We start from the raw sequence: 24,487 nt of genomic DNA on the forward strand, positions 1-24,487 counted from the left end.
ATACTATAGCAATATGGGCGTGGCCTCCATAGCATGGCAAAAACCCCTCCTGCACACCGAGACCGCCATGCCGCACTCCGACTACGCCCGCCACCTCATGGACTCCGCCACCATAGATCCCACCGGCGCCTTCGAGGCGGGCAGCTTCGCCAGCTTCACCCTCACCTACACCGCCGGCTACTTCGGCATCGACGACACCGGCTCGATCAAGATCGTGCACCGCTTCGCCAGCGACATGGGCAAGCCGCAGTTCACCGATCCGCAGGGCTGGAACTACACCACCGTCGAAGCCGGCAATGGCGCGGTGCTGCACGTCGAGTACGACGGCAAGCGCAATATCCGCCCGTGGGACAAGACCCTGTTCATCCGCGTCGTGCGCGGCTATCTCGAGGAAGGCGAACAGATCATCGTGCGCTTCGGCGACACCCGCCAAGGCTCGCCCGGCATGCGCGTGCAGACCTTCCACGAGCCGACCTTCGAATTCAAGGTGCTGGTGGACGCTTTCGCCACGTACAACTATGTCGAGATCGAGGCCTCGCCGACGATCTCCGTGGTGGCCGGCCCCCCTGTCCGGTACAAGGCCGTGCTGCCCAGCCTGTCGCTGGCCGGCCAGCCGCTGCGCCTGGGCTTCAAGGGCGAGGACAAATGGGGCAACCCTTCCGACCAGGCGCAGGGCCGCTACACCCTGCGCAGCAACCTGCGCATGGCGCGGATGCCCGAGTCCTTCGAGATGGCCGCCGGCGCCTATGCCCACGCGATCGAAGGCATCGTCGCCGCCGAGACCGGCGACCTGCGCCTGGAAGTCCTGCACGGCGACCGGGTCGTGGCGCGCAGCAACCCGTGCCGCGTCGCCGCGCAGGCGGCGCGCAACCACTACTGGGCCGACCTGCACGGCCAGTCGGAAGAGACCATCGGCACCAACTCCGCCGAGGAGCTCATCCTGTTCGCGCGCGACCGCGCCTTCCTGGACGCGATGAGCCACCAGGGCAACGATTTCCAGATCACCCAGGAATTCTGGGAGCACCTGAACACCCTGACCGCCCGCTACGACGAGCCCAGCCGCTTCGTGATCTTCCCCGGCTACGAATGGTCGGGCAATACCGGCCTGGGCGGTGACCGCAACGTGCTGTACCTGCACGAAGGCCGTCCGCTGCACCGTTCGTCCCACGCCCTGGTGGACGACCTGTCCGACCTGGACTCCGACGCCAACAGCGCCGATGCGCTGTTCCAGGCCATCAAGGACGAGGACGCCGTCGTCTTCGCGCACATCGGCGGCCGCTACGCCGACATCACGCTGTCGCACGACCCGCGCATCGAACGTTCCATCGAAATCCACTCCGACTGGGGCACGTTCGAATGGCTGCTCGAGGACGCCTTCAAGCAGGGCTACCGTGTCGGCATCCTCGCCAACAGCGACGGCCACAAGGGACGCCACGGCGCCAGCCATCCCGGCGCCTCGCTGTTCGGCGCCTACGGCGGACTGAGCTGCCTGATCGCCGACACGCTGAGCCGCCAATCGCTGGCCGAGTGCCTGCGCCAGCGCCGCCACTACGCCACCACCGGCTGCCGCGCCTACCTGGACGTGGCGGCGCACTTCGATGCGCCGGCGCGCCGCTACGCCGAAGATCCCAGGCTCGCCCCCGATGCCGCGAGCACGCAGGTGCGCAGCGCGGACATGGGCGCCATCCTCGCCTGCGACACCGACATGGTCGAGTTCGAATTCGACCTCGCCACCGAGGCGCCGATCGAATCGGTGGAAGTGCGCAACCGCATGGACGTGGTCCAGACCCTGCGTCCCTTCAAGCCAGCCGACCTGGGCCGCCGCATCCGCATCGTCTGGGAAGGCTCGGAGTACCGCGGCCGCGGCCGGCAGACCGTATGGGACGGCAGCGCCACGCTGCAAGACAACGCCTTTGTCGACCCCAAGCCCATCAATTTCTGGAACCTCGACAAGACGCTGCAACAGCCGCAGCCCAACCACCTGTGCTGGCAGTCGCTGACCACGGGCGGCTTCAGCGGCGTGGACGTGATGCTCGAAGACGCCGGGCGCGGCACGCTGTGCATCGACACCGACCTGATCCAGGCGCGCATCCCGGTGGCCGACATCGGCCTGGAGCCGCTGGTCTTCGAGAACGGCGGCATACGCCGGCGCCTGCAAGTGTTCCGCCTGCCGGACGAGAACCCCGCCTGCCACCTGAAGGCGCGCGTGCAGGTCCCCTTGCATACGGAACAGGACAACGCCCTGTACCTGCGCGCCACGACGGAGGACGGGTTCTTCATCTACTCCAGCCCGATCTATATAGAACGAAAGGCGTAACGCCGCCCCGCCCGGCCGCCGCCCCGGCGGCCGCGGCATTGCCGCGCATCCGCGCCGACCGGCGCGGCGCCACGGCATCGTTTCCGCGCCTGGCCGGCACGGGATTTCCAGGCGGCCATCGGCGCGCCCGCCGGCCGCCGCACGCGCCGGATCCGGGCCCGACACCCCTCATTCAAATTTCTTTCTTCCCGATTCCGTTTCCTGTATTATTAATTGACCGGTCATTCTGACTATTATTTAAATAGATGTGCTGCCAGGCCGCCCTCGCGCCCGGCTGCGCCGACGCAGGAGACAATCGCGTGTCCAACATTCTGGCTATCGGGGTCCATCTCCCGCGGCTGCGCCTGTCCCGCAGGGCCATGGCAAACGCGCTGGGCTGGCTGAGCGGCGGCGCCGGCGCCGGCAAGGGCAGCCGCACCCTGGCCTACTGGGACGAAGACAGCGTCACCATGGCCGTGGCCGCGGCGCGCCATGCCCTGGCCCGCCAGGCCGCCCCCGCCATCGACGCCTTGCAGTTCGCCAGCACCACGCCGCCGTTCGCCGAACCGCAGAACGCGGCCTTCGTGCGCGCCGCCTTGCGCCTGCCGGCGACCACCCTGACCCAGGATGTCCACGGCACGCCGCGCGCCGGCCTGCTTGCCTTGCACATGGCCCTGGAGAGCGGCACGCGGACCCTGGTCGCGGCGGCGGACCTGCCCACGGCGCTGCCGGGCAGCACGGCCGAGGCGCGCGCCGGCGATGGCGGCGCCGCGGTGCTGACCGGCGACGAACCGGGGCTGTTGCGCTACCTGGGCGGCGCCAGCCTGAGCGCGCCGTTCACCGACCGCTACCGCGCCGCCGGCCACGACTACCCGCAGGAATGGGAGGAGCGCTGGCTGCGCGAAGCCGGCTACCTGGAGCTGGTCCATGACGCCATCGGCCGTGCGCTGCAGGCGGCGTCGCTGCGGCCCGAACAGGTCGACCATTTCGTACTGCCGTGCCCGGTGCCCGGCGTGGCGGCGGCCGTCGCCGCCAAGGCCGGCCTGGGCCAGGCGCGCCTGGCCAGCGCCCTGGCCGAGAACTGCGGCGACACCGGCGCGGCGCATGCCTTCGTCATGCTGGGCCGCGCGCTCGAAGATGCCGCCCCCGGCCAGAAGGTGCTGGTCGCCCAGTTCGGCCAGGGCGCGACCGCGCTGCTGTTCGAGGCCGACGAGGCCGTGGCCGGCCTGGCCGCGCCGGTCTCGCCCGCCCTGCAGGGCGGGCTGGCCGAGGACAACTACATGAAGCTGCTGGCCTTTCGCGGCCGCATCGCCTGGGACCGCGGCCTGCGCGGCCGTTTCCTGGTCAACGAAGCCTTGAGCACGGCCTGGCGCAACGCCGATGCCTTGCTCGGCTTCGTAGCGGGACGCTGCCGCGAAACGGGCCAGGTCCAGTTCCCGCCCACGCGCCTGGCCGCCACGGGCGGCTTCCATCTCGATACCCAGGAACCCTGGCCGCTGGCGGACCGGGGCGGACGCATCGCCACCTTCACCGCCGACCTGCTGGCATTTTCGCCATGCCCGCCGAATTGCTACGGGCTGGTCGACATCGATGGCGGCGGGCGGGTGCTGATGGAGTTCACCGACCCGCAAGCCAGCCAGCTCGAGGCCGGCGCGGCCGTGGCGTTCGCCTTGCGCATCAAGGATCTCGACCCGCAAACCGGCTACCGCCGCTATTTCTGGAAAGCGCTGGCCGCGCCGACGGCCGATTGAGGACAGACTGATGGCTACAGGAATCAAGGATCGCGTCGCCATTCTGGCGATGGGCTGTTCCCGTTTCGGCGAACGCTGGGACGTGGGCCAGGAAGAATTGATGGTCGAGGCCTACGCCGAGGCGCTCGCCAGCGTCGGCATCGAGCCGCGCGCCATCGAGGCGGCCTGGTACTCGTCGCATTATGACGACATCGGCGCGGGCAAGGCCGGCACGCCCATGGCCATGGCCCTGCGCCTGCCCGACATCGGCGTGACGCGCGTGGAGAACTTCTGCGCCGGCGGCACCGAGGCATTTCGCGGCGCCGTCTACGCGGTCGCCTCCGGCGCCGCGGACATCGCGCTGGCGCTCGGGGTGGAAAAGCTGAAAGACACCGGCTTCGCCGGCCTGCCGCTGGCCTCGCGCGGCACGCTGGCGCCCATGTACCTGCCCACGCACAGCAACCCGGGCAACTTCGCGCAGCTGGCGCGCGCCTACCAGGCCCGCCACGGCGTCTCCCGCGAAGACCTCAAGGCGGCCATGGCCCATACCTCGGTGAAAAGCCATGCCAACGCCTTGCACAATCCCAAGGCGCACCTGCGCAAGGCCATCAGCCGCGAACAGGCCGCCGGCGCGCCGCTGGTGGCCGACCCCATCGGACTGTTCGATTGCTGTCCGGTGTCGGACGGCGCCGCCTGCGCCATCGTCACCACCCCCGAGATCGCCCGCAGCCTGAACCGCGGCCCGCTGGTCCTGGTCAAGGCCATCCAGCTGGCCACGTCCAACGGCTGGGAGCTGCAGCAATCGGACTGGGACGGCTCGTACGTGCACACCACCCGCGTGGCGGCGCGCAAGGCGTACGCCGAAGCGGGCATCGACGATCCGCGCGCGCAGCTCAGCCTGACCGAATTGCACGACTGCTTCTCGATCACCGAACTGGTGACGCTGGAAGACATTGGCCTGGCCGAGCCCGGCACGGCCTGGCGCGGCATGCTCGACGGCCGCTTCGACGCCGACGGGGCGCTGCCCTGCCAGATAGACGGCGGCCTGAAATGCTTCGGCCATCCCGTGGGGGCCTCGGGGCTGCGCATGCTCTACGAGGCCTGGCTGCAACTGAGCGGCCGCGCCGGCGCGCGCCAGCTGCCCGCGCCCTCGCTGGCCCTGACCCACAATCTGGGCGGCGCGCCCGCGCAGAACGTGTGTTCGATCACAATACTCGGCGCGGCCTGACACCGGGCCGCGCCGGCCCGCGGGGGCCGCGCACAATTATCAACACCATCCTGCCCACAGGAGGAGACTGAGATGCTTCACCCTGAGATAGAACTGCTGGACCGAGACGGCATCCTCAAGATCCAGCGCGAGCGGCTGGCGCGATTGGGCCAGCGCCTGCAGCACAGCCCGCAATGGCGCGAGCATTTCGCCAGCGTCGGCATGACGCCCGGCGACCTTGCCTCGCCGGACGCCTTCGAACACCTGCCCTTCCTGCAGAAGGCCGACCTGCGCCAGCAGTATCCCTACCCGTTCCTGACCGTTCCCCTCGAAGACGTGGAGCGGTTCGTCGCCACCTCGGGCACCACCGGCCTGCCGGTGATGTTCGGCCTGACGCGGCGCGACCTGCACGAGCTACTGCCCAGCCAGACCGCGCGCCTGCTGGCCGCGGCGGGCGTGCGCCGCGGCGCGCGCGCCTACCAGGGCTACGGCTACGGCCTGTGGATCGGCGGTCTGGCGCTGGACCAGGGCTTCAAGGAAATGGACTGCGTCAACTTCCCGCTGGGCCCGGGCCGCGGCGACCTGGCGGCGCGCTGGATGCGCGACCATGCCTACGAAGTGGCCTCGATGTCGCCGCTGTGGCTGATGAGCCTGGCGCAGGCCGCGCGCGCCCAGGGCATCAACCCCAAGACCGACTGGGCGCTGCGCACAGCCATCCTGGGCGGCCAGTCGGTCTCGGCCGAATTCCGCGCCCAGCTGGAAGCGGAAATGCCCGAAGGATTCGTGTCGCACAACATCTACGGCACCACCGAGGCGGGCGGCCCGATCCTGGCCATCTCGACGCCGTACACGCACGCCGACGACGAACTGCATCTCATCAATGAAGACACGGTGCTGACCGAGATCCTGGATCCGGTCACGCTCAAGCCGGTCTCAGAAGGGGAAGTGGGCGAGATCGTCATCACCACCCTGACCAAGGAAGCCTCGCCCGTGATCCGCTGGCGCACGCATGACCTGGTCAGGCTGTCGTCGCACCCCTACGACTGCCCGTCGGGACGGCGCGGCATGCGCAAGATCGGACGCATCATCGGGCGCTCCGACGACATGATCAAGTTCAAGGGCGTGATCGTTTTCCCGTCGCAGATCGAGGACGTCATCACCGGCGTCGCCGGCGTGGTCAAGGAAGCCTGGCAGATCTATATCGACAAGGAATGCATGACCATCGGCACCATGACCGTGGCGATCGAGGCGTCCGCCCAGGCCGGCCGTCCGGCCGAACAGCTCAGCCATGAAGTGGGCCGGGAAATCCACGCGCGCCTGGGCATGAAGGTCTGCGTCGAATGCCATCCCGAAGGCACGCTGCCGCGCTACGAAGCCAAGGCCGTGCGCGTACTGCATCGTCCCGAAGCATGACCGCGCGCGATCCGCTGGCCGCCATCCGCGCCCGCCTGGCCGAGGTGGGGCCGCGCGGCGCGGCGATGGCCCGCCCCCGGCCCCAACCCCTGGCGCCGGCGCTGGCCGGCGCCTGGATCGGCCAGGGTGCGCGGCGCGCGCTGTACTGCCATGGCGGCGGTTTCCAGATTGGCGGCATCGCCTCGCACGCCAGCCTGATCGCCCGGCTGACCGAGGCCGGCCAGGCCCGCATCCTGGCCGTCGAGTACCGGCTCGCGCCCGAACATCGCTATCCGGCGGCGATCGACGACGCCTTCGCGGCCTACCAGTGGCTGCTGGCCAACGGCGGCGCGCCAGCGGCCATCATCGGCGACTCCGCGGGCGGCGCCCTGGCGTTGCAGACCGCGCAGCGCGCGCGATGCCGGCCTGCCGCTGCCGCGCTCCCTCGTGCTGCTCTCCCCCTGGCTCGATCTGTCCATGCAAGGCCGCAGCTACGTGGAGCTGGCCGAACAGGACATTTTCTCCAAGCCGGCACAGCTGCGCGCGATGGCGCGCAGCTATCTGGGACGCCTCGGCCCGCCGCCGGATGCGCCGCCGGCCTCGCCGCTCTGGGACGATCTGTCAGGCTTGCCGCCCATCGTCGTGCACGCCGGCGCGCACGACATCACGCTGGACGACTCGCATACGCTGGCCGCACGCGTGCGCGCCGCCGGCGGGCAGGTGCAACTGCAGGTCTTTCCCGGCATGTGCCATCACTTCCAGATCTACGAAGCGCTGGCCGAAGCGCGGGAGTCGATCGACGCGCTGGGCCGCCATCTGCGGCAAGACTAGCGCCAGGCGGCGCGCAAGGCGCGCCGCCCCTCATGCCTGGACGATCAGCCCGCTGTCCAGCGCGCTGGCCACGCGCTCGGGCGCCAGGCCCCATTCGTGCAGCACCTCGACCGAATGCGCGCCCACTGCGGGCGCGGCGGCGGGCTGGCGCGCCGGCGTGGCGCTCAGGCGCGGCGCCGGCGCCGGCTGCGTCACCCCCTCGACGTCGATATAGCCCGCGCGGGCCGCCGCATGCGGATGATGGGCGGCTTCGCGCCAATCCAGGACGGGCGTCACGCAGGCGTCGCTGTCCTCGAACAGCGCCGCCCAATGGTCGCGCGGCCGGGTGGCGAACAGCGCCGCCAGCCGCGCGCGCAAGGCCGGCCATTGGGCAGGGTCGCGATCGTGGGTATACACGGCCGGGTCCAGGCCCAGCCGTTCGACCAGCAGATCATGAAAGCGCCGTTCGACGCAGGCCACGGCCAGAAAGCGCCCGTCGGCGCAGGCATAGGTGGCGTAGAAATAGGCGCCGCCGTCCAGCAGGTTGCCCTCGCGCCGGTCGGACCAGCCGCCGCCGGCGCGAAAGCCCCAGAACATCGAAGCCAGCAGGCCCGCCCCATCCACCATGGCGGCGTCGACGACCTGGCCCGGCGCCCCGCCACGCACCGCCAGCAAGGCGGCCAGCATGCCGAACGCCAGCAGCATGCCGCCGCCGCCGAAATCCGCCACGTAGTTCAGCGGCACCGGCGGCGGACGGTCGGACGGCCCGATGGCGTGCAGCGCCCCGGTCAGGCCCAGGTAGTTCAGATCATGTCCGGCCTGGCGGGCCAGCGGTCCCTGCTGGCCCCAGCCCGTCATGCGCCCGTACACCAGCCGCGGCTGGCGCCGCAGGCATGCCTCGGGCGCCAGGCCCATGCGCTCCATCACGCCGGGCCGGAAACCTTCGATCAGCCCATCGGCGGCGCCGACCAGTTCCAGCAGCAGATCGCTGGCGCCGGGCGCGCGCAGATCCAGCGCCAGCGAGCGGCGGCCGCGCGCCAGCACGTCGAAGCGGCTGTCCAGCAAGGGGAAGTCCCCCTTCCTGTGCGCCGCATGGACGCGCACCACGTCGGCCCCGTGATCGGCCAGCATCATGGCCGCGAACGGCGCCGGCCCCAGTCCCACCATTTCGATGATGCGCAAACCCTGCAAGGCAGGCGCCATGCCCTCTCCTTGCGCCATCACTGCGGCGCGACCCTGACGGTCAGCCCTTCCAGCGCCGGCGCGACCGTAATCTGGCAGGAAAGACGCGACTCGGCGCGGACATCGTTGGCGAAGTCCAGCATGTCGCGCTCCATGTCGCCGGGTTCGCCCACGGCCTGCATCCACTCCTGTCCCACATGCACATGGCAGGTGGCGCAGGTGCACGCGCCGCCGCACTCGGCCGCGATGCCCGGCACATTGGCGCGCCGGGCGCACTCCATCAGGCTCAATCCGTCGTCCGCCTGGACGACGTGGCGAGCCTCATTGGAGGCGATGAAAATAATCGTTGTCATACGAGGCGTTCCCGTCGTGTATCAAGCGCCGCAGCCCATCCCGCCGGAGACGCCCAGCGCCTCGCCGGTGATGAAGCCGGCGGCTTCGGAGCATAAAAACGCAATCGCCGCGGCGACTTCCTCGGGCCGGCCCAGGCGGCGCAGCAGCGTCAACGCCTCCAGGTCGACGCGCATCTGCGCGCCCGCGACGTCGACGGCGCGCGCCAGCATCGGCGTGTCGACCGGCCCGGGCAGCACGGCATTGGCGGTTACGCCGTAGCGCGCGTTCTCGCGCGCAATCGAGCGGGTGAATCCGAGCAGGCCCGCCTTGGCGGCGGCGTAGACCGCCCCGCCGCGCGAACCCAGGCGGCCCGCCTCGGACGACACATTGACGATGCGGCCGAAGCGCGCCGCCTGCATGCCGGGCAACACGCCCAGCGTGAAGGCGAACGCGCTCTCCAGGTTGACGGCCAGCAGCGCGCGCCAGTCCTGCGGGGTCGTCCGGGAAAAGAACGCGTGCTGGTCGGCGCCGACGTTGTTGACCAGGATGTCGAACGGCGCGGCGCCGGCGCAGAATCCGGCCACCGCCTCGGCGTCCGTGGCGTCGAGCGCGACAAAGCGGGCGCCGGTGGCCTGGGCCACGCTGGCGCCCGCCTGCGCGTCGCGGTCGCAGAACGTGACGCGCAGGCCGTCGCGGCATAGCTGCGCGACGGTGGCCGCGCCGATGCCGTTGGCGCCGCCGGTAACGAGCGCGTGCCGCGGCATCAGTGCCTCCGGAAAACCGGCTGGCGCTTCCCGATCACCGCCGCCAGCCCTTCCCGGCTGTCGGCCGTGGCCGACAGGGTCGATACGGTACGGGCCTCCTCGGGCAGCGCCCGTTCGACCTGCAGCGTGTTCCACAACAGGCGCTTGGTCGCCGCCTGCGCCAGCGGCGCTCCGGCGGCGTAGGTCGCGGCCAGGCGGGCCGCGCTCTCGTCCAGCTCGGCGTCGGCGACCACCTGGTTGACCAGGCCCATCTCGAGCGCCTCGTCGGCGCCCACCGTGCGGTTCGACAGCATCATTTCCATGGCGCGGCGAAAACCGATCAGATGCGGCAGGATGACCGAGCTGCCCGCGTCCGGCGCCATGCCCACGCGCGTGGCGCCGGCCAGGAACCTGGCGCCCTGCGCGGCGACGACGATGTCGGCCGCGCATACCAGGCCCAGGCCGCCGCCGGCCGCGTAGCCCTGCACCTGCGCCACCACGACGGCGTCCAGCCTGATCAGCGCGCCGATGGCCATTTGCAGCCAGGCGGTCACTTCGCGCAGGAAGTCGCCCAGGCCCTCGCCCTTGCTGGCGAACTCGCGCACATCGCCGCCGGCGCAGAAATGCTTGCCCGCGCCGCGCAACAGCACCACGCGCACATCGGGCTCGCGGTGGCAGCGCATCACCGCTTCGTGCAACGCCTTCATGAATTCGATATTCATGCCGTTGGCCGCATCGGGCCGGTTCAACGTGATGCGGGCCACATGGTCCGCATAGTCCAGCAGCACAGGACCCTCGCCAATCCAGGTCTCGGGGTTTGCAGTCGTCATCGTCATCTCCTCATACCAGGAAGGACAGGGTGAAAATCGGTTTGGCGCCATTGACCAGGGCAATCTTCTTGCGCACCAGGCGGAAGGCGCCATCGACCAGCCGGAGCCGGTACTCGTTGCGGGCGGCCCAATGCGTTTCGCCGCGCAGGTTGTCCTCGTAGATCAGCACATTGGCCAGCGCCGTCACTTCCTGCCCCGCGACATCGACGATCTCGATGTTGGAAATCAGGCGCGCCAGCGCCGAGCGCGGCGTCTGCGTATGGCGGCGGCCGGTCAGCAACTGTTCGATGCGGACACGGATGCGCGACCGGTTGTCGTAGATCACCGACATCTTCTGCTCGGGATCGATATCGTCGCCATTGGCCGGAATCCAGTAGATGGCGTCATCCTCCCAGAGCGACTCCCAGCCCTGGTAGTCGTGCGTGTCCTGCAGCCGGGCCTCGTGATAGAGAAACTGCGACACCCGATGGTGCAGCGTCAGTTCGTCCAGCGCCTGCAGATCGTCAGCGGCCGGACGGGTTTCGGGGCGTGCGGTCATCCGGATTACTCCTGCATCAGCTTGAAATAGTGGCGCCAGATCCCGCGCTGCGGGACCTCGTCGGTCGAATGCCCGACGGTGTAGCCGTTCTCGTCCTTGCGCTCGCGATGCAGGCCGCGGGTCAGCATCAGCCATTCGGGGTCGCGGATCTTCGCGCCGCGGTGGTTGCGCTCGTACATCTCCGTATCGTCGGCCAGCAGCAGGCCGGCCGGCCCGACCGAACCCATGGTCTGCTGGCGCAGCCGGCGGTTGATGTCGGGCGCGTCCTTGAACTGCACCGCCGTCACGTGCTGGATGGTTTCCTCCACCGATACCGGCTGCAGCACGAAGATCTGGATCTCCGCGATGAACAGATTGGGGAAGATCATCGTGTGCGGCGAGCCGTCGATCATGATCTGGCGCGCCCGCTCGGCGCCGTAGGCCTGGTCCATCGCGACGGCGTAGTCCGCCATCCGCTCGACCGACGAGCCGAACCAGTACAGCGGCTTGTCGATGCGCCGCCACTCCGGCCGCAGATCGAACTCGGTATGGCCGTTGCCGTAGTCGCGCGTCAGCGCGGTCGAATCCTTGCCGTAGAGATTGGCGATCGGACTGTTGGTGACCTGGAAGATGGAACCATGCACGAAGCCGGGGTGGTAGCCGTCGGTCTCGTTCTCCAGCATGAACTTCCAGTTGGCCTTGGCCCGGTGCTGCAGGAACCCGGCGCGCAGGTCCAGCTCGCCGTTGGGCGAGTTGTCGCACAACTGGTCGATGGCGGCCTTGGCCCCGCCCAGGTGCTCGTCCAGGCTCGGACCGGTTTCGGCGAACGATCCGAACACGAAGCCGCGATAGATGCCTATCCTCGCCACCTTGCCGAGCCCGACGCCAGCCTTGGAGGCGCCCTCGTAGCCGTCGGCCAGCGCGTACCCCATCAGGTCGCCGGTGTTCGAGAAGGTCCACGAGTGGTACGGGCACGTGAAGGTGCTGCGGTTGCCTTCCTTGTAGGCGCACAGCTGGTTGCCCCGGTGCGGACACTTGTTCAGCAACAGGCGGATCTCGCCGTCGCGGTCCCGCAGCAACAGCACCGGCGTCGTGCCGATGCTCTTGGTCACGTAGTCGTTCTTGTTGGGCACTTCGCTGACGTGACCCACGTATACCCAGGTCCTGTGCCAGATCTTGTCCAGCTCCTCCTGGAAGATCTCCGGATCGACGTACAGGCGGCTATTGATCCGCGTGGGCTCGATCAGCGCCCGGTAGTCGATCTCGTTCCTGATGGAAGACATCGCCCTCACCTCCGATGGTTTGTGAATTATTTAATAATCCGAATGGTCGTTCGATTTATAAATGAGGAGGCGATGGCATGTCAAGTACAGATTTTTATAACCAATCGACCATTCGGTTTTTACAACAACTTCCGGGAATCGAATCAGGGGAAACCATTAGGGAGATTTCTTAAAAACACCTTAAAAGAAAACATATATATTTGATTTATAAGTGTTTTTACAAAACACCAGACTACCCGCAACATGTCGGAAAAGCGCGGAACCGACTATAGCCAAGCCTCTCAAGCCCTGATAAATTACACGAACGGTTGTTCAATAATAGGCTCACACCACATATCGAGCCGCCATACAGGAGGAGTCATGAACACAAGCAAGGCAATCGTCGCGGGCTTGCTCGCACTGGGCTGCGCCCTGCCCGCCGCGGCCGAGATCCGGCTCGGCGCCTCGGTCTCGGCCACCGGCCCGGCCGGCATCCTGGGCGACCCCGAAGCCCGCACCCTGGAACTGCTCGTGCAGGAACTGAACGCGCGCGGCGGCATCAAGGGCGAGCAGATCAAGCTGGTGCTGTACGACGACGGCGGCGACGCCAACAAGGCGCGCACCTTCGCCACCCGGCTGGTCGAGGACGACGAAGTGCAGGCCATCATCGGCGGCACCACCACCGGCACCTCGATGTCCATCCTGTCGGTCGCCGAAGACGCCAAGGTGCCGTTCATCTCGCTGGCCGGCGCCATCGACATCATCGACCCGGTCAAGCCCTATACCTTCAAGACGCCGCATACCGACCGCATGGCATGCCAGAAGGTGTTTGCCGACATGCGCAAGAACGGCTGGACCAAGGTGGCGCTGATCGGCTCCACGGACGGCTTCGGCGCTTCCATGCAGGCGCAGTGCAAGGCCGTGGCCGGCCAGTACGGCATCGAACTGGTGGACAGCGAAACCTACGAGCCCAAGGACGCCGACATGACGGCGCAGCTGACCAAGATCCGGGGCATCCCCGGCGTGCAGGCAGTCCTGAACCCGGGGTTCGGCCAAAGCGCGGCGGTGCTGGCGCGCAACTACCGCCAGCTCGGCATGAGCCTGCCGTTCTACGCCTCGCACGGCGTCGCATCGCAGGGCTATATCGACCTGGCCGGCGCCGACGTCGTCGAAGGCTTCCGCCTGCCGGGAACCGCGCTGCTGGTGGCGGACCTGCTGCCCGCCAGCGATCCCCAGGCCGCGCCGTCCATCGCCTACAAGAAGGCCTTCGAAGCCAAGACCGGCGCCCCCGTGGGCACGTTCGGCGGCTATGCGCACGACGCCTTCCTGATCCTGGTCGATGCGCTGAACCGCGCCGACTCGACCAAGCCCACCGCGATCCGCGACGCGATCGAGAAAACCAGCAAGCTGGCCGGCACCACCGGCGTCTACACCTTCTCGCCGACCGATCACCTGGGCCTGGACCTCTCGGCCTTCCGCGTGCTCGAGATCCGCGGCGGCAAGTGGAAAGTCGTCGACTGAGCGCCTGAACGGCGGCCCGTCGCCGGCGCACCGAGCACGGGCCCGCCATCCCAGTCCAGACAAACGCCGGAGTGCCCATGTCGGAATTCATGCAGTTCATTTTCTCGGGAGTGACAGTGGGCGCGGTCTACGCGCTCGTCGCCCTCGGGTTCGCGATCATCTTCAACGCGACCGGCGTGGTGAACTTTGCCCAGGGCGAGTTCGTCATGCTGGGCGGCATGATCACTGTCTTCGCGCACGGCGCGGGCCTGGCGCTGCCGCTGGCCGCGCTGCTCGCCATCGCCGTGACCGCCGCGACAGGCGTGGCGCTGAACCGCCTGGCGATCGAGCCGGCGCGCGGCGCCCCCGTCGTCTCGCTCATCATCATCACCATCGGCGCCTCGATCTTCATCCGGGGCGCGGTGCAAAGCCTGTTCGGCAAGCAGATCCACAGCCTGCCCGCGTTCTCGGGCGACGACCCGATACACGTGCTGGGCGCCACCATCCTGTCGCAAAGCCTGTGGATGATCGGCGGCGCGGTGGCGGTATTCATCGTCCTGTGGCTGTTCTTCACCAGGACACTGATAGGCCGCGCGGTGCTGGCCACCTCGAACAACCGCCTGGCGGCCCGCCTGGTCGGGATCAACACCCGATTCATCATGACCCTGTCGTTCGCGCTGTCGGCGGCCATCGGCGCCCTGGCCGGCGTGCTGATCACGCCGATCACGCTGACTTCGTACGACGTGGGCCTGACCCTGGCGCTCAAGGGCTTTGCCGCCGCCATGCTGGGCGGCATGGGCAGCCCCAAGGGCGCGCTGGCCGGCGGCATTCTGCTCGGCCTGCTGGAATCCCTGACCGCCGGCTACCTGTCGTCGCAGTACAAGGACGCGGCGGCCTTCCTCACCATTCTCGCGGTGCTGTTCTTCATGCCGCAGGGACTGTTCGGACACAAGTCCACGGATCGCGTATAAGCCATGCGGATATCATCGAAACACTGGACGCTGATCGTCCTGGCCGCGCTGATCGCCATCGCCCCGCTGTTCTTCCCCTCCGGCTATTACTTCCGCGTGGGCTCGACAATTTTCGTCAACGCGCTGGCGGTCACCGGCATCGTCATCCTGACCGGCTACGCCGGCCAGATCAGCCTGGGACACGCGGGATTCGCCGGCATCGGCGGCTATGCCTGCGCGCTGGCGCCCGTGCACCTCGGGCTGCCCTCGGCGCTGTCGGTCGTGCTGGGCGCGGCCGTCTCGGGCGCGCTGGCGTGGCTGGTCGGCCGCCCCATCCTGCGCCTGAAGGGCTACTACCTGGGCGTGGCCTCGCTGGGCTTCGGCATCCTGGTGGCCATGGTGCTGAACAATGAACGCCAGCTCACCAAAGGGCCGGACGGCATCGCCGTGCCCGACCCCGGTCTGCGCAGCCTGTTGAAGGGCTGGAGCCTGGACCTGTCCAATGGCCAGTTCTGGTACGCCATGACGGGCATCGCGCTGGTGATCGGCGCCTGGCTCGCGCTCAACCTCTACCACAGCCCGACAGGGCGGGCGCTGCGCGCGCTGCACGGTTCGGAGATCGCCGCCGGCACCGTCGGCATCGACGTGGCGGGCGCCAAGCTCAAGGCGTTTGTCGTCTCGGCCGTGTACGCCTCGGTCTCGGGCTCGCTGCTAGCGCTGCAGAACCGCTTCATCACGCCGGACATCGCGGGCTTCATGCACTCGATCGAAATGGTGACCATGGCGGTGCTGGGCGGCGTCGGCTCGGTCGCCGGCGCAATCTTCGGCGCGAGCCTGCTGACCCTGCTTCCGCAGGTGCTGACGGTGTTCGCCGACTACGAACCCCTCATCCTGGGCCTGACCATGATGCTGGTCATGATCTTCCTGCCCGAAGGCCTGGTTCCGTCCATCATGCGCACGATACGAGGAAGGAAAAAATGAGCCTGCTGGAAATCCACGGCCTGGGCATTACCTTTGGCGGCCTGCGCGCCGTGCACGACGTCGCGTTCAGCGTCGAGCCGGGCGAGATCGTGTCCGTCATCGGGCCCAACGGCGCGGGCAAGACCACCCTGTTCAACATGATCTCGGGCATCTACCGGCCCGGCGCCGGCCGCGTCGTGCTGGACCGCGACGACGTCACCGGCATGGCGCCGTTCCGCCTGGCGCGGCGCGGCATGTCGCGCACCTTCCAGAACCTGCAGATCTTCCAGAACATGACCGTGCTGGAGAACGCCATCGCGGGCTTTCACCTGCAGGAGCAAGGCGCGCTGCTGTCCGACCTCTTCAACCTGCGCGCCTCGCAGGCCCGCGCCCGGCGCGCCGAAGAAGGCGCCCGCGCGCTCCTGCAGCGCGTGGGCCTGGAACGCGCGGCCGAACGCGAGGCCGCCAGCCTCTCCTACGGCTCGCTCAAGCGGCTGGAGATCGCCCGCGCGCTGGCCCTGCAGCCCAAGGTGCTGCTGCTGGACGAACCGGCCGCCGGCTGCAATGCGGTCGAAACCGAGGAAATCGACCACCTGATCGCCGAGGTCGCCGCCACGGGCGTCGCCATCCTGCTGGTCGAACACGATATGAAAATGGTCATGCGCATTTCCAGCCACATCGTCGTGCTCGATCACGGCGAGAAAATCGCCGAAGGCCCGCCGGACGCCATCAGCCGCGACCCGGCGGTCATCGCCGCCTACCTGGGCACCGACAGCCAGCCGGGAGACCGCCCATGCTGACCGTGCAAGGACTACGCTCGTGCTACGGGCGCATCGAAGTGCTGCACGGCATCGACCTGCAGGTCGACAGCGGCGAGATCGTCACCGTCGTCGGCGCCAATGGCGCGGGCAAGACCACCTTGCTGCGCTGCCTGTCCGGCGTGCAGCCCGTCTCGGCCGGCGCCATTACCTTTCGCGGCGAGGCCCTGGCCGCCGTGCCCGCCCATCGCCGCCTGGCGCGCGGGCTGGCGCACTCGCCCGAAGGCCGGCAGATCTTCACCAACCTCAGCGTCGAGGAAAACCTGCGGCTGGGCGCCTACCTGTACGCCGACGACCGGGTCGAACGCGACATGGACGACGCCTTCCAGATGTTCCCCATCCTGCGCGAAAAACGCCATCTGGCCGCAGGCGGCCTGTCGAGCGGGCAGCAGCAGATGCTGGCGATGGCGCGCGCCCTGATGGGCAGGCCGTCCTGCCTGCTGCTGGACGAGCCCTCGATGGGCCTGGCGCCGATCATCGTGCAGCAGATCTTCGACGTCATCCGCGGACTGAAGGCGCTCGGCGTCACCGTGCTGCTGATCGAACAGAATGCCTACGGCGCGCTGCAGATCGCCGACCGAGGCTACGTCATGGAAACCGGCAACATCACCATGCAAGGCGCGGCCAGCGCCTTGATCGCCGACCCGCGCATACGCGCCGCCTACCTGGGGATATGAACCATGCGGTGAACCCTGCGGCGCGGGCCGGCCCGCGCATTGCCCCCGAGGCCATGTGGCCCTACAATTAGAGGTTGCCTCAGTCATGAGTTCACGCGCTGTCGTTGCTTGGCATCGGGCAGCGTCTTAAGCGGGCGCGTCCTGCCTATGCCAGGCACCGCCCACTGCAGGCGGCGAGTGTACGACGAACAGCGGCACGACGAACAGCCATCGCGGCACTCGCGTCATCGGAGGTGTTTTGGCCCGTACGAGATCTGCGGATTACGAGAATATCCGCGACACCATCATCGAGCGCGCGGCGGCAATGTTTGCGCGCCAAGGCTACTCGGAAACATCCATTGGCGATATCGCCCGGGCCTGCGAGTGCTCGAAATCGCGCCTGTACCATTACTTCGACAGCAAGGAAGCGGTATTGCGCGACATGCTCACCACGCACGTCGACTCCCTGCTGGAACGCTGCCGCCAGGTCCTGTACGGCTCGAACGAACCGAAGACGCGCTTTCTCCAGATCGTAAAGCTGTTTCTCGAGATCTACGCCACCTCGCGCGACCGGCACGTCGTGATGCTGACCTGCCTGGACGCCCTGCCCGAAGACCAGCGCAAGGCGCTGATCGCCAAGCAGCGCGAACTGATCGCCTATGTGCGCGACGCGCTTCTGCAACTGCGCCCCGACATGGCCGCCAACCGCACCCTGGCCCACGTCGACACCATGCTGTTCTTCGGCATGATCAACTGGACCTACACCTGGTACAAGGCCGATGGCAGCGTCTCGCCCGATGCGCTCGCCGAGCGCACCGTGCAACTGTTCCTGGACGGCTACCTCAACCTGCTCTCGGCCTGATCGCGCAGCAACTGCATCGGCTCGAAGCCGGGCCGCTCGACCTCGCCACGGCCGACCGCGCGCCCGGCTTCCAGCAGCTTCTTGCCGACCATATACGCCCGCCCGTCATTGAGCGCATCGACCGAAATCAAGCGGTCGGCGCGGAAGTACCAATGCGACTCGCCCTTGGCCGACGCATGGCTGACCACCGCGTCGTAGCCGCGGTTCAGCCCGACGATCTGCAGCTTCATGTCGTATTGATCCGACCAGAACCACGGGACGGGCTGATACGGCCGCCCCTGCCCCAGCATATCGTCGGCCACCGCCTCGGCCTGGTCGATGGCGTTCTGCACGCTCTCGAGCCGCGCCGGCTCGCCGCCCAGCACGAACCGCGCGCAATCCCCCGCCGCCCAGACATCCGGCGCCGAGGTACGTCCGTACGCATCGACCAGGATCCCGTCGTCGCAATCGATCCCGGCCGCCTCGGCCAGCGCCGTTTGCGGCGCCACCCCCACCCCGGCCACCACCAGGTCGCAGGCAATACGCAGCCCATTGTCCAGCTCCACGCCGGTTAGAGCCTCGTCGCCTTCGGTACCCGCCACCGTGCGCCCCTCATGGATGAGCACCCCGTGGCGCTGGTGCAGGGCGCGGATGGCCGCGGCCGTGGCCGGGCACGCCACCCGCTCCAGAACCCGGGACGCGCGCTCCACCACCTGCACCGACAACCCCGCCTGCGCGGCGACCGCGGCCGTTTCCAGCCCGATATAGCCGCCCCCCAGCACCAGCAGCCTGCGCCCGGCCAGGAACGCCGGCTGCAAGCGCTGCACGTCGGCCAGATTGCGCAGCTCGAACACATTGCTGCGGCCCGCGAACGCCGCCGGCAAAGGGCGCGGCGCGGCGCCCGTGGTCAACGCCAGCTTGCGCCAGCCATGGCGCCGGCCGCCGCAGCGCAGCGTGCGCGACGCCAGGTCCAGCGCCTCGACCGTGCCGCCCAGGTGCAGCGCAATGCCCTGCTCGCGCCAGAACTGCGCCGGACGCAGCCACAAACGCTCCTGCTCCCAGTCGCCCGCCAGGTATTTCTTGGACAGGGGCGGCCGCTGGTAAGGCGGCGCGCTCTCGGCGCCAAAAACGTCGATTCCGCCCTGGAAACCGGCCTGGCGCAGGCGGGCCGCCAACGCCGCGCCCGCCTGTCCGGCGCCAATGATTGCGATACTGTCCATGGCCATAGCGTTTCCCGTAATTAATTAATCGACCAATCTGATTATTATAAGAACGCCATGCCGGATTGCAATATCCGCGTTGCGTCGCCCGCCCGGCCGCTACGCCGGGACGCAATAGAATGCCCTCACATCCCTAGGCACAGACAGGAGCCGGCATGCCCAGAACCGCCCTCAACCCCGACACCGTCTTCGACTCCCTGCAATACGGCTTCAGCCAGGGGCTGATCGTCACAGGGCAGCGCCGCATCATGCTGTCCGGCCAGGTCGGCGTCGACGCCCAGGAACGCACCGTGGGCCCCGGCCTGAACGAGCAGACCGACGCCGCGCTGGACAACATCGAACGCGTGCTGGCGGCCGCCGGCGCCGCGATGCGGCACATCATCATGCTGCGCATCTACATCTGCGAAGACGCGCGCGGCGATCAGGAAGTCGTCGCCGACGCGCTGCGCCGCCGCTTTCCGGACAACCCGCCGCCCTCCTCCTGGATCATCGTCAGCGGCCTGTCGCTACCCGAATGACTGATCGAGATCGAGGCCGAAGCCATGCTGGACTGAGCTACTTCTTTGCATTCAACCTGTCCTGCTCGGCCTTGCGCTCGGCGCGCATCGCTTCGCAATCGAGCAGCTTCACTTCCTTGCCCGTGGCGGTTTCCACGATCTTGGTCGCGCTGTTATCGCCCCCCGACCTGCCAGGCAGCACGCACTCGCGAAACGCATTGATTTCGGCTTGAGACAGGACGAGCGAAGTAAAGCCCGTCCGCGGTGCCACCCATGATCCGTTGGCGCTTTTCTTCGTCCAGACGCCATACTGAGCCATCGCGTGGCTGGCGACCAGCAGGCCCGCCAGGCCGACTGCATACCGGAATGTTTTCATTGCCACCCTCCTTGGTCGTGCGAAGGAGCAGACTAGCAAGAACGGCACAAACGGTAACTCCGCCGAAAGCAGTATCCAGACCGACCCGCTACAAGAGTCCTTGCAAATCCGCCGCCACATGGCGGCTACCCCGATACCACGGACGGAACAAATGGCAATTGACCGGGCACGGTCCAGGCCGCGGCGTGCGCCAGCGCCGATCAGATACGGCGCGACCAACCTGAACAACGCGCTCACGCTTTCCCGCGCCAACCGCGCGGCAGCTGGAAATGCGGCCCATCCTTGAGCGTCGTCCAGTCGCCGCCCCATCCCAGCGGTATCTCCAGCCTGGCCGCGCTCTCCTTCATCACCTCCGCTAACCGCTTGAACGACGCCCAGTCCTCCCAGGAAATCGTTCCCTCCACCAGCGGCGCCAGATCCACGGCATGGGCCCAACCGTCCGGCTGGGGTATGTACAGACTGCGCAGCGTCTGGCTGACGCCTTGAGCAAGCAGCCTGGACTGACGCTGCGCCGAGCGCGCGCCCTCCAGGACGGTGAACCGCCCGTTGTATGCACCGGCCGCCGCCTCCACCACGGCCGCCAGGTCCGGGTACACCCCGGCCAGGCGCTGGCGATCGCGCGCGGAAAGCTGAAACCCCATGGTCAACGCCCTCCTTGCGGCACGCCTGGGCCATGCCGTAGGGCACAGCCATGCAAAAACATCAACGCTGGCATCGATATGCCCTCGAACCGTTCTGGATACCGGCGGGATGCCGGGCTACCCGGACGGCGGCGCGTGCCCGATGGCCCGTGCCGTCATCCGCGCCCGATTAGTGGAACAGGCAACGCTCGCGTTCCATCAGAACCGCGGGCGGCAATCAGCAAGAATCAAGACTCTCGGGCCGCGCAGGCGCCGGAAAAGAAAACAGCCGCCATTGCTGGCGGCTGCGGAAGGACTTGCACCTGCGGCAGAATCCAGGGCACCACGCGAGCCTGACTAGGCGTGCGCCGGCGGCCGGATCAAACTTTCAGCCGGGATGCCCAGTTCGGTGTGCAAGCGCCAGATCATGGGCAGGGTAAGACCGCGCTTGCGGTTCAAGACCTCGTAGACCCGGTTGCGCTTCCCGATCATGGGCTCCAGGTCCTTGGGAGTCAGGCCACCTTGCTCCATGCGGAACTTGATCGCCTCGACCGGATCCGGCAGGTCGATCGGGTAATGCCGCGCCTCATAGGCCTGCACCAGCGTGGCCAGCACGTCCAGCCGATCGCCATCGGGCGTACCCAGCTCAGGGTCCGACTCCATGAGCCGAGAAATTTCCTTCAAAGCCGACTTGTAATCGGCCTCGGTGCGTACGGGGCGGATTTCCATGTTCACTCCATTTCGACTGTCTCGGCATCGACCCTGTCGTACTCCACATGGGTGCCGACGAATTTCACGTAGACGATGCCCAGCTTGAAGGCGACAGCGACAATCAGACGGTAGTCATTGCCCTTGATCTTGAATACCACGCGCCGGTTCTTGAGAACGCTGGCGCTCCGGTATTGGGCCTTGAGGTCCGCGGGCGGGGCCCATCGGGCCCTGCTCGCCTCGTCCACCCAAGCCTTGAGGGGCTGCTCAGCCGCCGGGTGCTTTTCCCAGAACTGGCGGAGGGTGCTAAGGGCTATGACTCGCATGAATTGAATTCATAGTCCCAATTTGGGACTATCGCAAGCCACTTCCGGTTTCCGGCGTCCAGGGACCGAGCCGGACGGACGCGAAAAAGAAAACAGCCGCCATTGCTGGCGGCTGTAGGTACCTGATTTCTCAGGATTTCTTTGGTAGGCCCCCCGAGAGTCGAACTCGGCACCAACGGATTATGAGTCCGCTGCTCTAACCAGGCATGAGCTAGAGGCCCAGGAAATGTTTACTGCCCTTCGAGGAAGCTCTTCAGCTTGTCGGCGCGGCTGGGGTGGCGCAGCTTGCGCAGCGCTTTGGCCTCTATTTGACGGATGCGCTCGCGCGTGACGTCAAACTGCTTGCCCACCTCTTCCAGCGTCTGGTCGGTGCTCATTTCGATGCCGAAACGCATGCGCAGCACCTTGGCCTCGCGCGGGGTGAGCGAGTCTAACACTTCTTTGACCACATCGCGCATCGAGCCGTGCAGCGCCGCGTCGGAAGGCGCCAGGGTGGCGGTGTCTTCGATGAAATCGCCCAGGTGCGAGTCGTCGTCGTCACCGATGGGCGTTTCCATGGAGATCGGCTCCTTGGCGATCTTCAGGATCTTGCGGATCTTGTCCTCGGGCATGTCCATCTTCTGCGCCAGGGTCGCGGGATCCGGCTCGGCGCCGGTTTCCTGCAGGATCTGACGGCTGATCCGGTTCATCTTGTTGATCGTTTCGATCATGTGGACCGGAATCCGGATGGTGCGCGCCTGGTCGGCGATGGAGCGCGTAATGGCCTGGCGGATCCACCACGTGGCGTAGGTCGAGAACTTGTAGCCGCGCCGGTATTCGAACTTGTCCACCGCCTTCATCAGGCCGATGTTGCCTTCCTGGATCAGGTCCAGGAACTGCAGGCCACGGTTGGTGTACTTCTTGGCGATGGAGATCACCAGGCGCAGGTTGGCCTCGGTCATTTCGCGCTTGGCCTTGCGGGCCTTGGCTTCGCCGGTGGCCATGCGCTTGTTGACGTCCTTGAGGTCCTTCAGCGGCAGCACGACGCGCGTCTGCAGGTCGATCAGCTTTTGCTGCAGTTCCTGTACAGCCGGGATCTGGCGTTCGAGGGTTTCGCTGTAGGCATGGGCGGCGGCGACTTCGTCCAGCACCCACTGCAGGTTGGTCTCGTTGCCGGGAAAGGCCTTGAGGAAGTGCGAGCGGGGCATGCCGGCGCGGTCGACGCAGGTATGCAGCACCGCGCGTTCGAGCTGGCGTACTTCCTCGACCTGGGCGCGCAGGGTATCGGCCAGCTTCTCGACCATCTTGGCCGTGAAGCGGATGCCCATGAGTTCGGTCTGGATGATGTCCTGGGCCTTGAGATAGGCGTCCGACTTATAGCCTTCCTTCTCATAGGACTGGCGCATCTTCTCGAACTGCTTGCTCACCTCGTCGAACTTGGCCAGGGCCTTGACGCGCAGGTCTTCCAGCTGCTTGCTGGACATGCCGCCGGCCGGGCCGTCATCGGCTTCGTCCTCGTCGGCGGTCACGCCGGCGCCGGCGTATTCCTCGCCGTCTTCGGGGTCGACCAGGCCATCGACCACTTCGTCGATCTGGGCCTGGCCTTCACGCACGCGCGTGATGTGGGCGAGGATTTCGTTGATGGTGGTAGGACAAGCCGAGATGGCCATCACCATGTGCTTGAGGCCGTCCTCGATCCGCTTGGCGATTTCGATTTCGCCTTCGCGCGTGAGCAGCTCGACCGAGCCCATTTCGCGCATGTACATGCGCACGGGGTCGGTGGTCCGGCCGAAGTCGGAGTCCACGGTGGTGAGGGCGGCCTCGGCCTCGTCCTCGACATCGTCGTCGTTGGAGGCAACCGGCGCGTTCTCGCTCATCAGCAGGGTTTCGGCGTCGGGGGCCTGGTCATAGACCGCGATCCCCATGTCGCTGAAGGTGCTGATGATGCCGTCGATCGCTTCGGCGTCGACCAGGTCGTCGGGCAGGTGGTCGTTGATTTCGCCGTAGGTCAGGTAGCCGCGGTCCTTGCCCAGCTTGATCAGCTGCTTGAGGCGATTGCGGCGCGCTTCGTATTCTTCGGGCGAGACGGGGCCACGGACGATCAGATCCTTGGGATCGGCCTTGCCGCGCTTGCCGCCGCGCTTGGGCGGCTTCAGGTCGGGCAGCACTTCGCCTTCGCCGTCCATGGAGTCGTCGAAAGCATCGCTATCGTTGTTGGCGTTCTTCGCGGGGCGGCCGGGACGGCGGCCGCTGGGCGCCGGACGCGCGGCGCCGACCAGGTCGGCCAGCTTGTCTTCGGCCTTCTTGGCGCGCGCCTTGGTGGTCTTGGCCGGCTTGTCGGCGGCAGCCGTCTTGGCCGCGACCGTCTTGGTGGCCGTCTTCTTGGCGGCCGTCTTGGCAGCGGGCTTGGCGACCTTCACCGCAGTCTTGGCAGGGGCCTTTTCCGCCGCCATGCTTGCAGCACGCTTGGCCGTCGTGGATTGGGCAGTTGCCGCATCGATTGCAGAGGGGGATTTGCCTGTGGATTTGGTCATAGTCGCTTCCGTGGTCGTCGCAACCCATTGGGGTCATTGCACCGCATGAACGCGTTTTCGAGCATCGCACGAAACACGTTGACATCGAGTAAAACAAGGCCGGTTCGCCGGCACGACGCGCTGCGCTGGTGTCGCAGCCCGGCCCGCCTGCGGGCCGTGGCGCGTCCTTTCTGGCCCTTGGGCCCAAAGACGCGCCGGTA

23 protein-coding genes, 1 tRNA gene and 1 pseudogene are annotated in these 24,487 nt (G+C 67.4%); 12 read left to right on the plus strand and 13 right to left on the minus strand.

Going from position 1 to position 24,487, the window contains the following annotated elements:
• The first annotated feature begins 67 nt into the window (after positions 1-67).
• The 5 genes and pseudogenes from LK409_RS12210 (at position 68) to LK409_RS12230 (ending at position 7,456) form a co-directional block, all read left to right on the plus strand.
• Positions 68-2,317 (plus strand): hypothetical protein, encoded by a 2,250-nt coding sequence (locus tag LK409_RS12210; protein WP_041937426.1) that lies wholly within the window; start codon positions 68-70, stop codon positions 2,315-2,317.
• A 359-nt stretch (positions 2,318-2,676) separates the two neighbouring features.
• The gene (locus LK409_RS12215; RefSeq protein ID WP_042145681.1) at positions 2,677-4,047 is read left to right on the plus strand and encodes a 3-oxoacyl-[acyl-carrier-protein] synthase III C-terminal domain-containing protein; all 1,371 of its coding nucleotides are present in this window, start codon (positions 2,677-2,679) and stop codon (positions 4,045-4,047) included.
• Positions 4,048-4,057: 10 nt separating this feature from the next.
• The gene (locus tag LK409_RS12220; protein ID WP_010928752.1) at positions 4,058-5,254 is read left to right on the plus strand and encodes an acetyl-CoA acetyltransferase; all 1,197 of its coding nucleotides are present in this window, start codon (positions 4,058-4,060) and stop codon (positions 5,252-5,254) included.
• A gap of 72 nt (positions 5,255-5,326) precedes the next feature.
• On the plus strand, positions 5,327-6,646 hold the full coding sequence (locus tag LK409_RS12225; protein WP_003810767.1) for a phenylacetate--CoA ligase family protein: 1,320 nt from the start codon (positions 5,327-5,329) through the stop codon (positions 6,644-6,646).
• Positions 6,643-7,456 (plus strand): annotated as a pseudogene (locus LK409_RS12230) (alpha/beta hydrolase). Before LK409_RS12225 ends, LK409_RS12230 begins: the two are co-directional and overlap by 4 nt.
• A 30-nt stretch (positions 7,457-7,486) precedes the next feature.
• Here LK409_RS12230 and LK409_RS12235 read toward each other — a convergent pair.
• From LK409_RS12235 to LK409_RS12260, 6 genes are read right to left on the minus strand one after another with little or no spacing between them, the layout of a single operon-like run.
• Positions 7,487-8,638 carry a CaiB/BaiF CoA transferase family protein gene (locus tag LK409_RS12235; protein WP_049788766.1) on the minus strand — a complete coding sequence of 384 codons (1,152 nt, stop codon included), beginning with the start codon at positions 8,636-8,638 and terminating at the stop codon, positions 7,487-7,489.
• A gap of 17 nt (positions 8,639-8,655) precedes the next feature.
• A complete protein-coding gene (locus LK409_RS12240) occupies positions 8,656-8,970 on the minus strand; it encodes a 2Fe-2S iron-sulfur cluster-binding protein (RefSeq protein WP_003810763.1) in 315 nt (104 codons plus the stop codon).
• 21 nt (positions 8,971-8,991) lie between these two features.
• Positions 8,992-9,714 carry an SDR family NAD(P)-dependent oxidoreductase gene (locus LK409_RS12245; RefSeq protein WP_010928753.1) on the minus strand — a complete coding sequence of 241 codons (723 nt, stop codon included), beginning with the start codon at positions 9,712-9,714 and terminating at the stop codon, positions 8,992-8,994.
• The gene (locus tag LK409_RS12250; protein WP_010928754.1) at positions 9,714-10,529 is read right to left on the minus strand and encodes an enoyl-CoA hydratase/isomerase family protein; all 816 of its coding nucleotides are present in this window, start codon (positions 10,527-10,529) and stop codon (positions 9,714-9,716) included. Before LK409_RS12250 ends, LK409_RS12245 begins: the two co-directional genes overlap by 1 nt.
• 4 nt (positions 10,530-10,533) lie before the next feature.
• The gene (locus tag LK409_RS12255; RefSeq protein WP_003810756.1) at positions 10,534-11,061 is read right to left on the minus strand and encodes an aromatic-ring-hydroxylating dioxygenase subunit beta; all 528 of its coding nucleotides are present in this window, start codon (positions 11,059-11,061) and stop codon (positions 10,534-10,536) included.
• Positions 11,062-11,066: 5 nt separating this feature from the next.
• Positions 11,067-12,323 carry an aromatic ring-hydroxylating oxygenase subunit alpha gene (locus LK409_RS12260; protein WP_033448208.1) on the minus strand — a complete coding sequence of 419 codons (1,257 nt, stop codon included), beginning with the start codon at positions 12,321-12,323 and terminating at the stop codon, positions 11,067-11,069.
• Between the two features lie 360 nt (positions 12,324-12,683).
• On the opposite strand from LK409_RS12260, the gene LK409_RS12265 reads away from it, so the two are divergent.
• The 6 genes from LK409_RS12265 to LK409_RS12290 all read left to right on the plus strand — a co-directional run bounded on the left by LK409_RS12265 (position 12,684) and on the right by LK409_RS12290 (position 18,048).
• Positions 12,684-13,823, plus strand: coding sequence for an ABC transporter substrate-binding protein (locus LK409_RS12265; protein WP_010928755.1), 1,140 nt, complete (start codon positions 12,684-12,686; stop codon positions 13,821-13,823).
• 77 nt (positions 13,824-13,900) lie between these two features.
• On the plus strand, positions 13,901-14,773 hold the full coding sequence (locus LK409_RS12270; RefSeq protein ID WP_003810750.1) for a branched-chain amino acid ABC transporter permease: 873 nt from the start codon (positions 13,901-13,903) through the stop codon (positions 14,771-14,773).
• 3 nt (positions 14,774-14,776) lie between these two features.
• A complete protein-coding gene (locus LK409_RS12275) occupies positions 14,777-15,733 on the plus strand; it encodes a branched-chain amino acid ABC transporter permease (protein ID WP_010928756.1) in 957 nt (318 codons plus the stop codon).
• Positions 15,730-16,512, plus strand: a complete 783-nt coding sequence (locus LK409_RS12280; protein ID WP_003810746.1) for an ABC transporter ATP-binding protein — start codon at positions 15,730-15,732, stop codon at positions 16,510-16,512. The genes LK409_RS12275 and LK409_RS12280 overlap by 4 nt, the downstream gene beginning before the upstream one ends.
• Positions 16,506-17,207 (plus strand): ABC transporter ATP-binding protein, encoded by a 702-nt coding sequence (locus LK409_RS12285; protein WP_010928757.1) that lies wholly within the window; start codon positions 16,506-16,508, stop codon positions 17,205-17,207. Before LK409_RS12280 ends, LK409_RS12285 begins: the two co-directional genes overlap by 7 nt.
• Before the next feature lie 238 nt (positions 17,208-17,445).
• On the plus strand, positions 17,446-18,048 hold the full coding sequence (locus tag LK409_RS12290; protein WP_010928758.1) for a TetR/AcrR family transcriptional regulator: 603 nt from the start codon (positions 17,446-17,448) through the stop codon (positions 18,046-18,048).
• Here LK409_RS12290 and LK409_RS12295 read toward each other — a convergent pair.
• Positions 18,024-19,247 (minus strand): NAD(P)/FAD-dependent oxidoreductase, encoded by a 1,224-nt coding sequence (locus LK409_RS12295; protein ID WP_226376562.1) that lies wholly within the window; start codon positions 19,245-19,247, stop codon positions 18,024-18,026. The two genes, LK409_RS12290 and LK409_RS12295, sit on opposite strands and share 25 nt — an antisense overlap.
• 155 nt (positions 19,248-19,402) lie before the next feature.
• On the opposite strand from LK409_RS12295, the gene LK409_RS12300 reads away from it, so the two are divergent.
• The gene (locus tag LK409_RS12300) at positions 19,403-19,765 is read left to right on the plus strand and encodes a RidA family protein (protein WP_010928760.1); all 363 of its coding nucleotides are present in this window, start codon (positions 19,403-19,405) and stop codon (positions 19,763-19,765) included.
• Between the two features lie 37 nt (positions 19,766-19,802).
• Here the strand turns inward: LK409_RS12300 and LK409_RS12305 are convergent, their stop codons facing one another.
• From LK409_RS12305 to rpoD, 6 genes are all read right to left on the minus strand, one after another.
• On the minus strand, positions 19,803-20,120 hold the full coding sequence (locus tag LK409_RS12305) for a hypothetical protein (protein ID WP_010928761.1): 318 nt from the start codon (positions 20,118-20,120) through the stop codon (positions 19,803-19,805).
• Positions 20,121-20,353: 233 nt separating this feature from the next.
• On the minus strand, positions 20,354-20,761 hold the full coding sequence (locus LK409_RS12310) for a M15 family metallopeptidase (RefSeq protein WP_010928762.1): 408 nt from the start codon (positions 20,759-20,761) through the stop codon (positions 20,354-20,356).
• 336 nt (positions 20,762-21,097) lie between these two features.
• Entirely contained in the window at positions 21,098-21,475 is a 378-nt protein-coding gene (locus LK409_RS12315) for a helix-turn-helix domain-containing protein (protein WP_003810732.1), read from the minus strand.
• Positions 21,472-21,774, minus strand: a complete 303-nt coding sequence (locus LK409_RS12320; RefSeq protein WP_010928763.1) for a type II toxin-antitoxin system HigB family toxin — start codon at positions 21,772-21,774, stop codon at positions 21,472-21,474. The genes LK409_RS12315 and LK409_RS12320 overlap by 4 nt, the downstream gene beginning before the upstream one ends.
• Before the next feature lie 142 nt (positions 21,775-21,916).
• Positions 21,917-21,995, minus strand: a tRNA-Ile gene (locus LK409_RS12325).
• A 9-nt stretch (positions 21,996-22,004) separates the two neighbouring features.
• Positions 22,005-24,287: an RNA polymerase sigma factor RpoD gene (gene rpoD / locus LK409_RS12330; RefSeq protein ID WP_010928764.1), complete on the minus strand. Its 2,283-nt coding sequence runs from the start codon at positions 24,285-24,287 to the stop codon at positions 22,005-22,007.
• Positions 24,288-24,487: the final 200 nt, after the last annotated feature.

This window comes from Bordetella parapertussis (genome assembly GCF_020735925.1).
GTDB classification, from domain to species: Bacteria; Pseudomonadota; Gammaproteobacteria; order Burkholderiales; family Burkholderiaceae_B; genus Bordetella; species Bordetella pertussis.

Excerpts from the sequence above, each read along its gene's own strand:
- LK409_RS12260 (WP_033448208.1), bottom strand. The coding sequence starts at position 12,323 with ATGTCTTCCATCAGGAACGAGATCGACTACCGGGCGCTGATCGAGCCC.
- LK409_RS12310 (WP_010928762.1), bottom strand. The coding sequence starts at position 20,761 with ATGGGGTTTCAGCTTTCCGCGCGCGATCGCCAGCGCCTGGCCGGGGTG.
- LK409_RS12285 (WP_010928757.1), top strand. The coding sequence starts at position 16,506 with ATGCTGACCGTGCAAGGACTACGCTCGTGCTACGGGCGCATCGAAGTG.
- LK409_RS12255 (WP_003810756.1), bottom strand. The coding sequence starts at position 11,061 with ATGACCGCACGCCCCGAAACCCGTCCGGCCGCTGACGATCTGCAGGCG.
- LK409_RS12300 (WP_010928760.1), top strand. The coding sequence starts at position 19,403 with ATGCCCAGAACCGCCCTCAACCCCGACACCGTCTTCGACTCCCTGCAA.
- LK409_RS12240 (WP_003810763.1), bottom strand. The coding sequence starts at position 8,970 with ATGACAACGATTATTTTCATCGCCTCCAATGAGGCTCGCCACGTCGTC.
- LK409_RS12225 (WP_003810767.1), top strand. The coding sequence starts at position 5,327 with ATGCTTCACCCTGAGATAGAACTGCTGGACCGAGACGGCATCCTCAAG.
- LK409_RS12210 (WP_041937426.1), top strand. The coding sequence starts at position 68 with ATGCCGCACTCCGACTACGCCCGCCACCTCATGGACTCCGCCACCATA.
- rpoD (WP_010928764.1), bottom strand. The coding sequence starts at position 24,287 with ATGACCAAATCCACAGGCAAATCCCCCTCTGCAATCGATGCGGCAACT.
- LK409_RS12270 (WP_003810750.1), top strand. The coding sequence starts at position 13,901 with ATGTCGGAATTCATGCAGTTCATTTTCTCGGGAGTGACAGTGGGCGCG.
- LK409_RS12275 (WP_010928756.1), top strand. The coding sequence starts at position 14,777 with ATGCGGATATCATCGAAACACTGGACGCTGATCGTCCTGGCCGCGCTG.
- LK409_RS12245 (WP_010928753.1), bottom strand. The coding sequence starts at position 9,714 with ATGCCGCGGCACGCGCTCGTTACCGGCGGCGCCAACGGCATCGGCGCG.
- LK409_RS12235 (WP_049788766.1), bottom strand. The coding sequence starts at position 8,638 with ATGGCGCCTGCCTTGCAGGGTTTGCGCATCATCGAAATGGTGGGACTG.
- LK409_RS12265 (WP_010928755.1), top strand. The coding sequence starts at position 12,684 with ATGAACACAAGCAAGGCAATCGTCGCGGGCTTGCTCGCACTGGGCTGC.
- LK409_RS12250 (WP_010928754.1), bottom strand. The coding sequence starts at position 10,529 with ATGACGATGACGACTGCAAACCCCGAGACCTGGATTGGCGAGGGTCCT.
- LK409_RS12305 (WP_010928761.1), bottom strand. The coding sequence starts at position 20,120 with ATGAAAACATTCCGGTATGCAGTCGGCCTGGCGGGCCTGCTGGTCGCC.
- LK409_RS12295 (WP_226376562.1), bottom strand. The coding sequence starts at position 19,247 with ATGGACAGTATCGCAATCATTGGCGCCGGACAGGCGGGCGCGGCGTTG.
- LK409_RS12215 (WP_042145681.1), top strand. The coding sequence starts at position 2,677 with ATGGCAAACGCGCTGGGCTGGCTGAGCGGCGGCGCCGGCGCCGGCAAG.
- LK409_RS12220 (WP_010928752.1), top strand. The coding sequence starts at position 4,058 with ATGGCTACAGGAATCAAGGATCGCGTCGCCATTCTGGCGATGGGCTGT.
- LK409_RS12320 (WP_010928763.1), bottom strand. The coding sequence starts at position 21,774 with ATGCGAGTCATAGCCCTTAGCACCCTCCGCCAGTTCTGGGAAAAGCAC.
- LK409_RS12280 (WP_003810746.1), top strand. The coding sequence starts at position 15,730 with ATGAGCCTGCTGGAAATCCACGGCCTGGGCATTACCTTTGGCGGCCTG.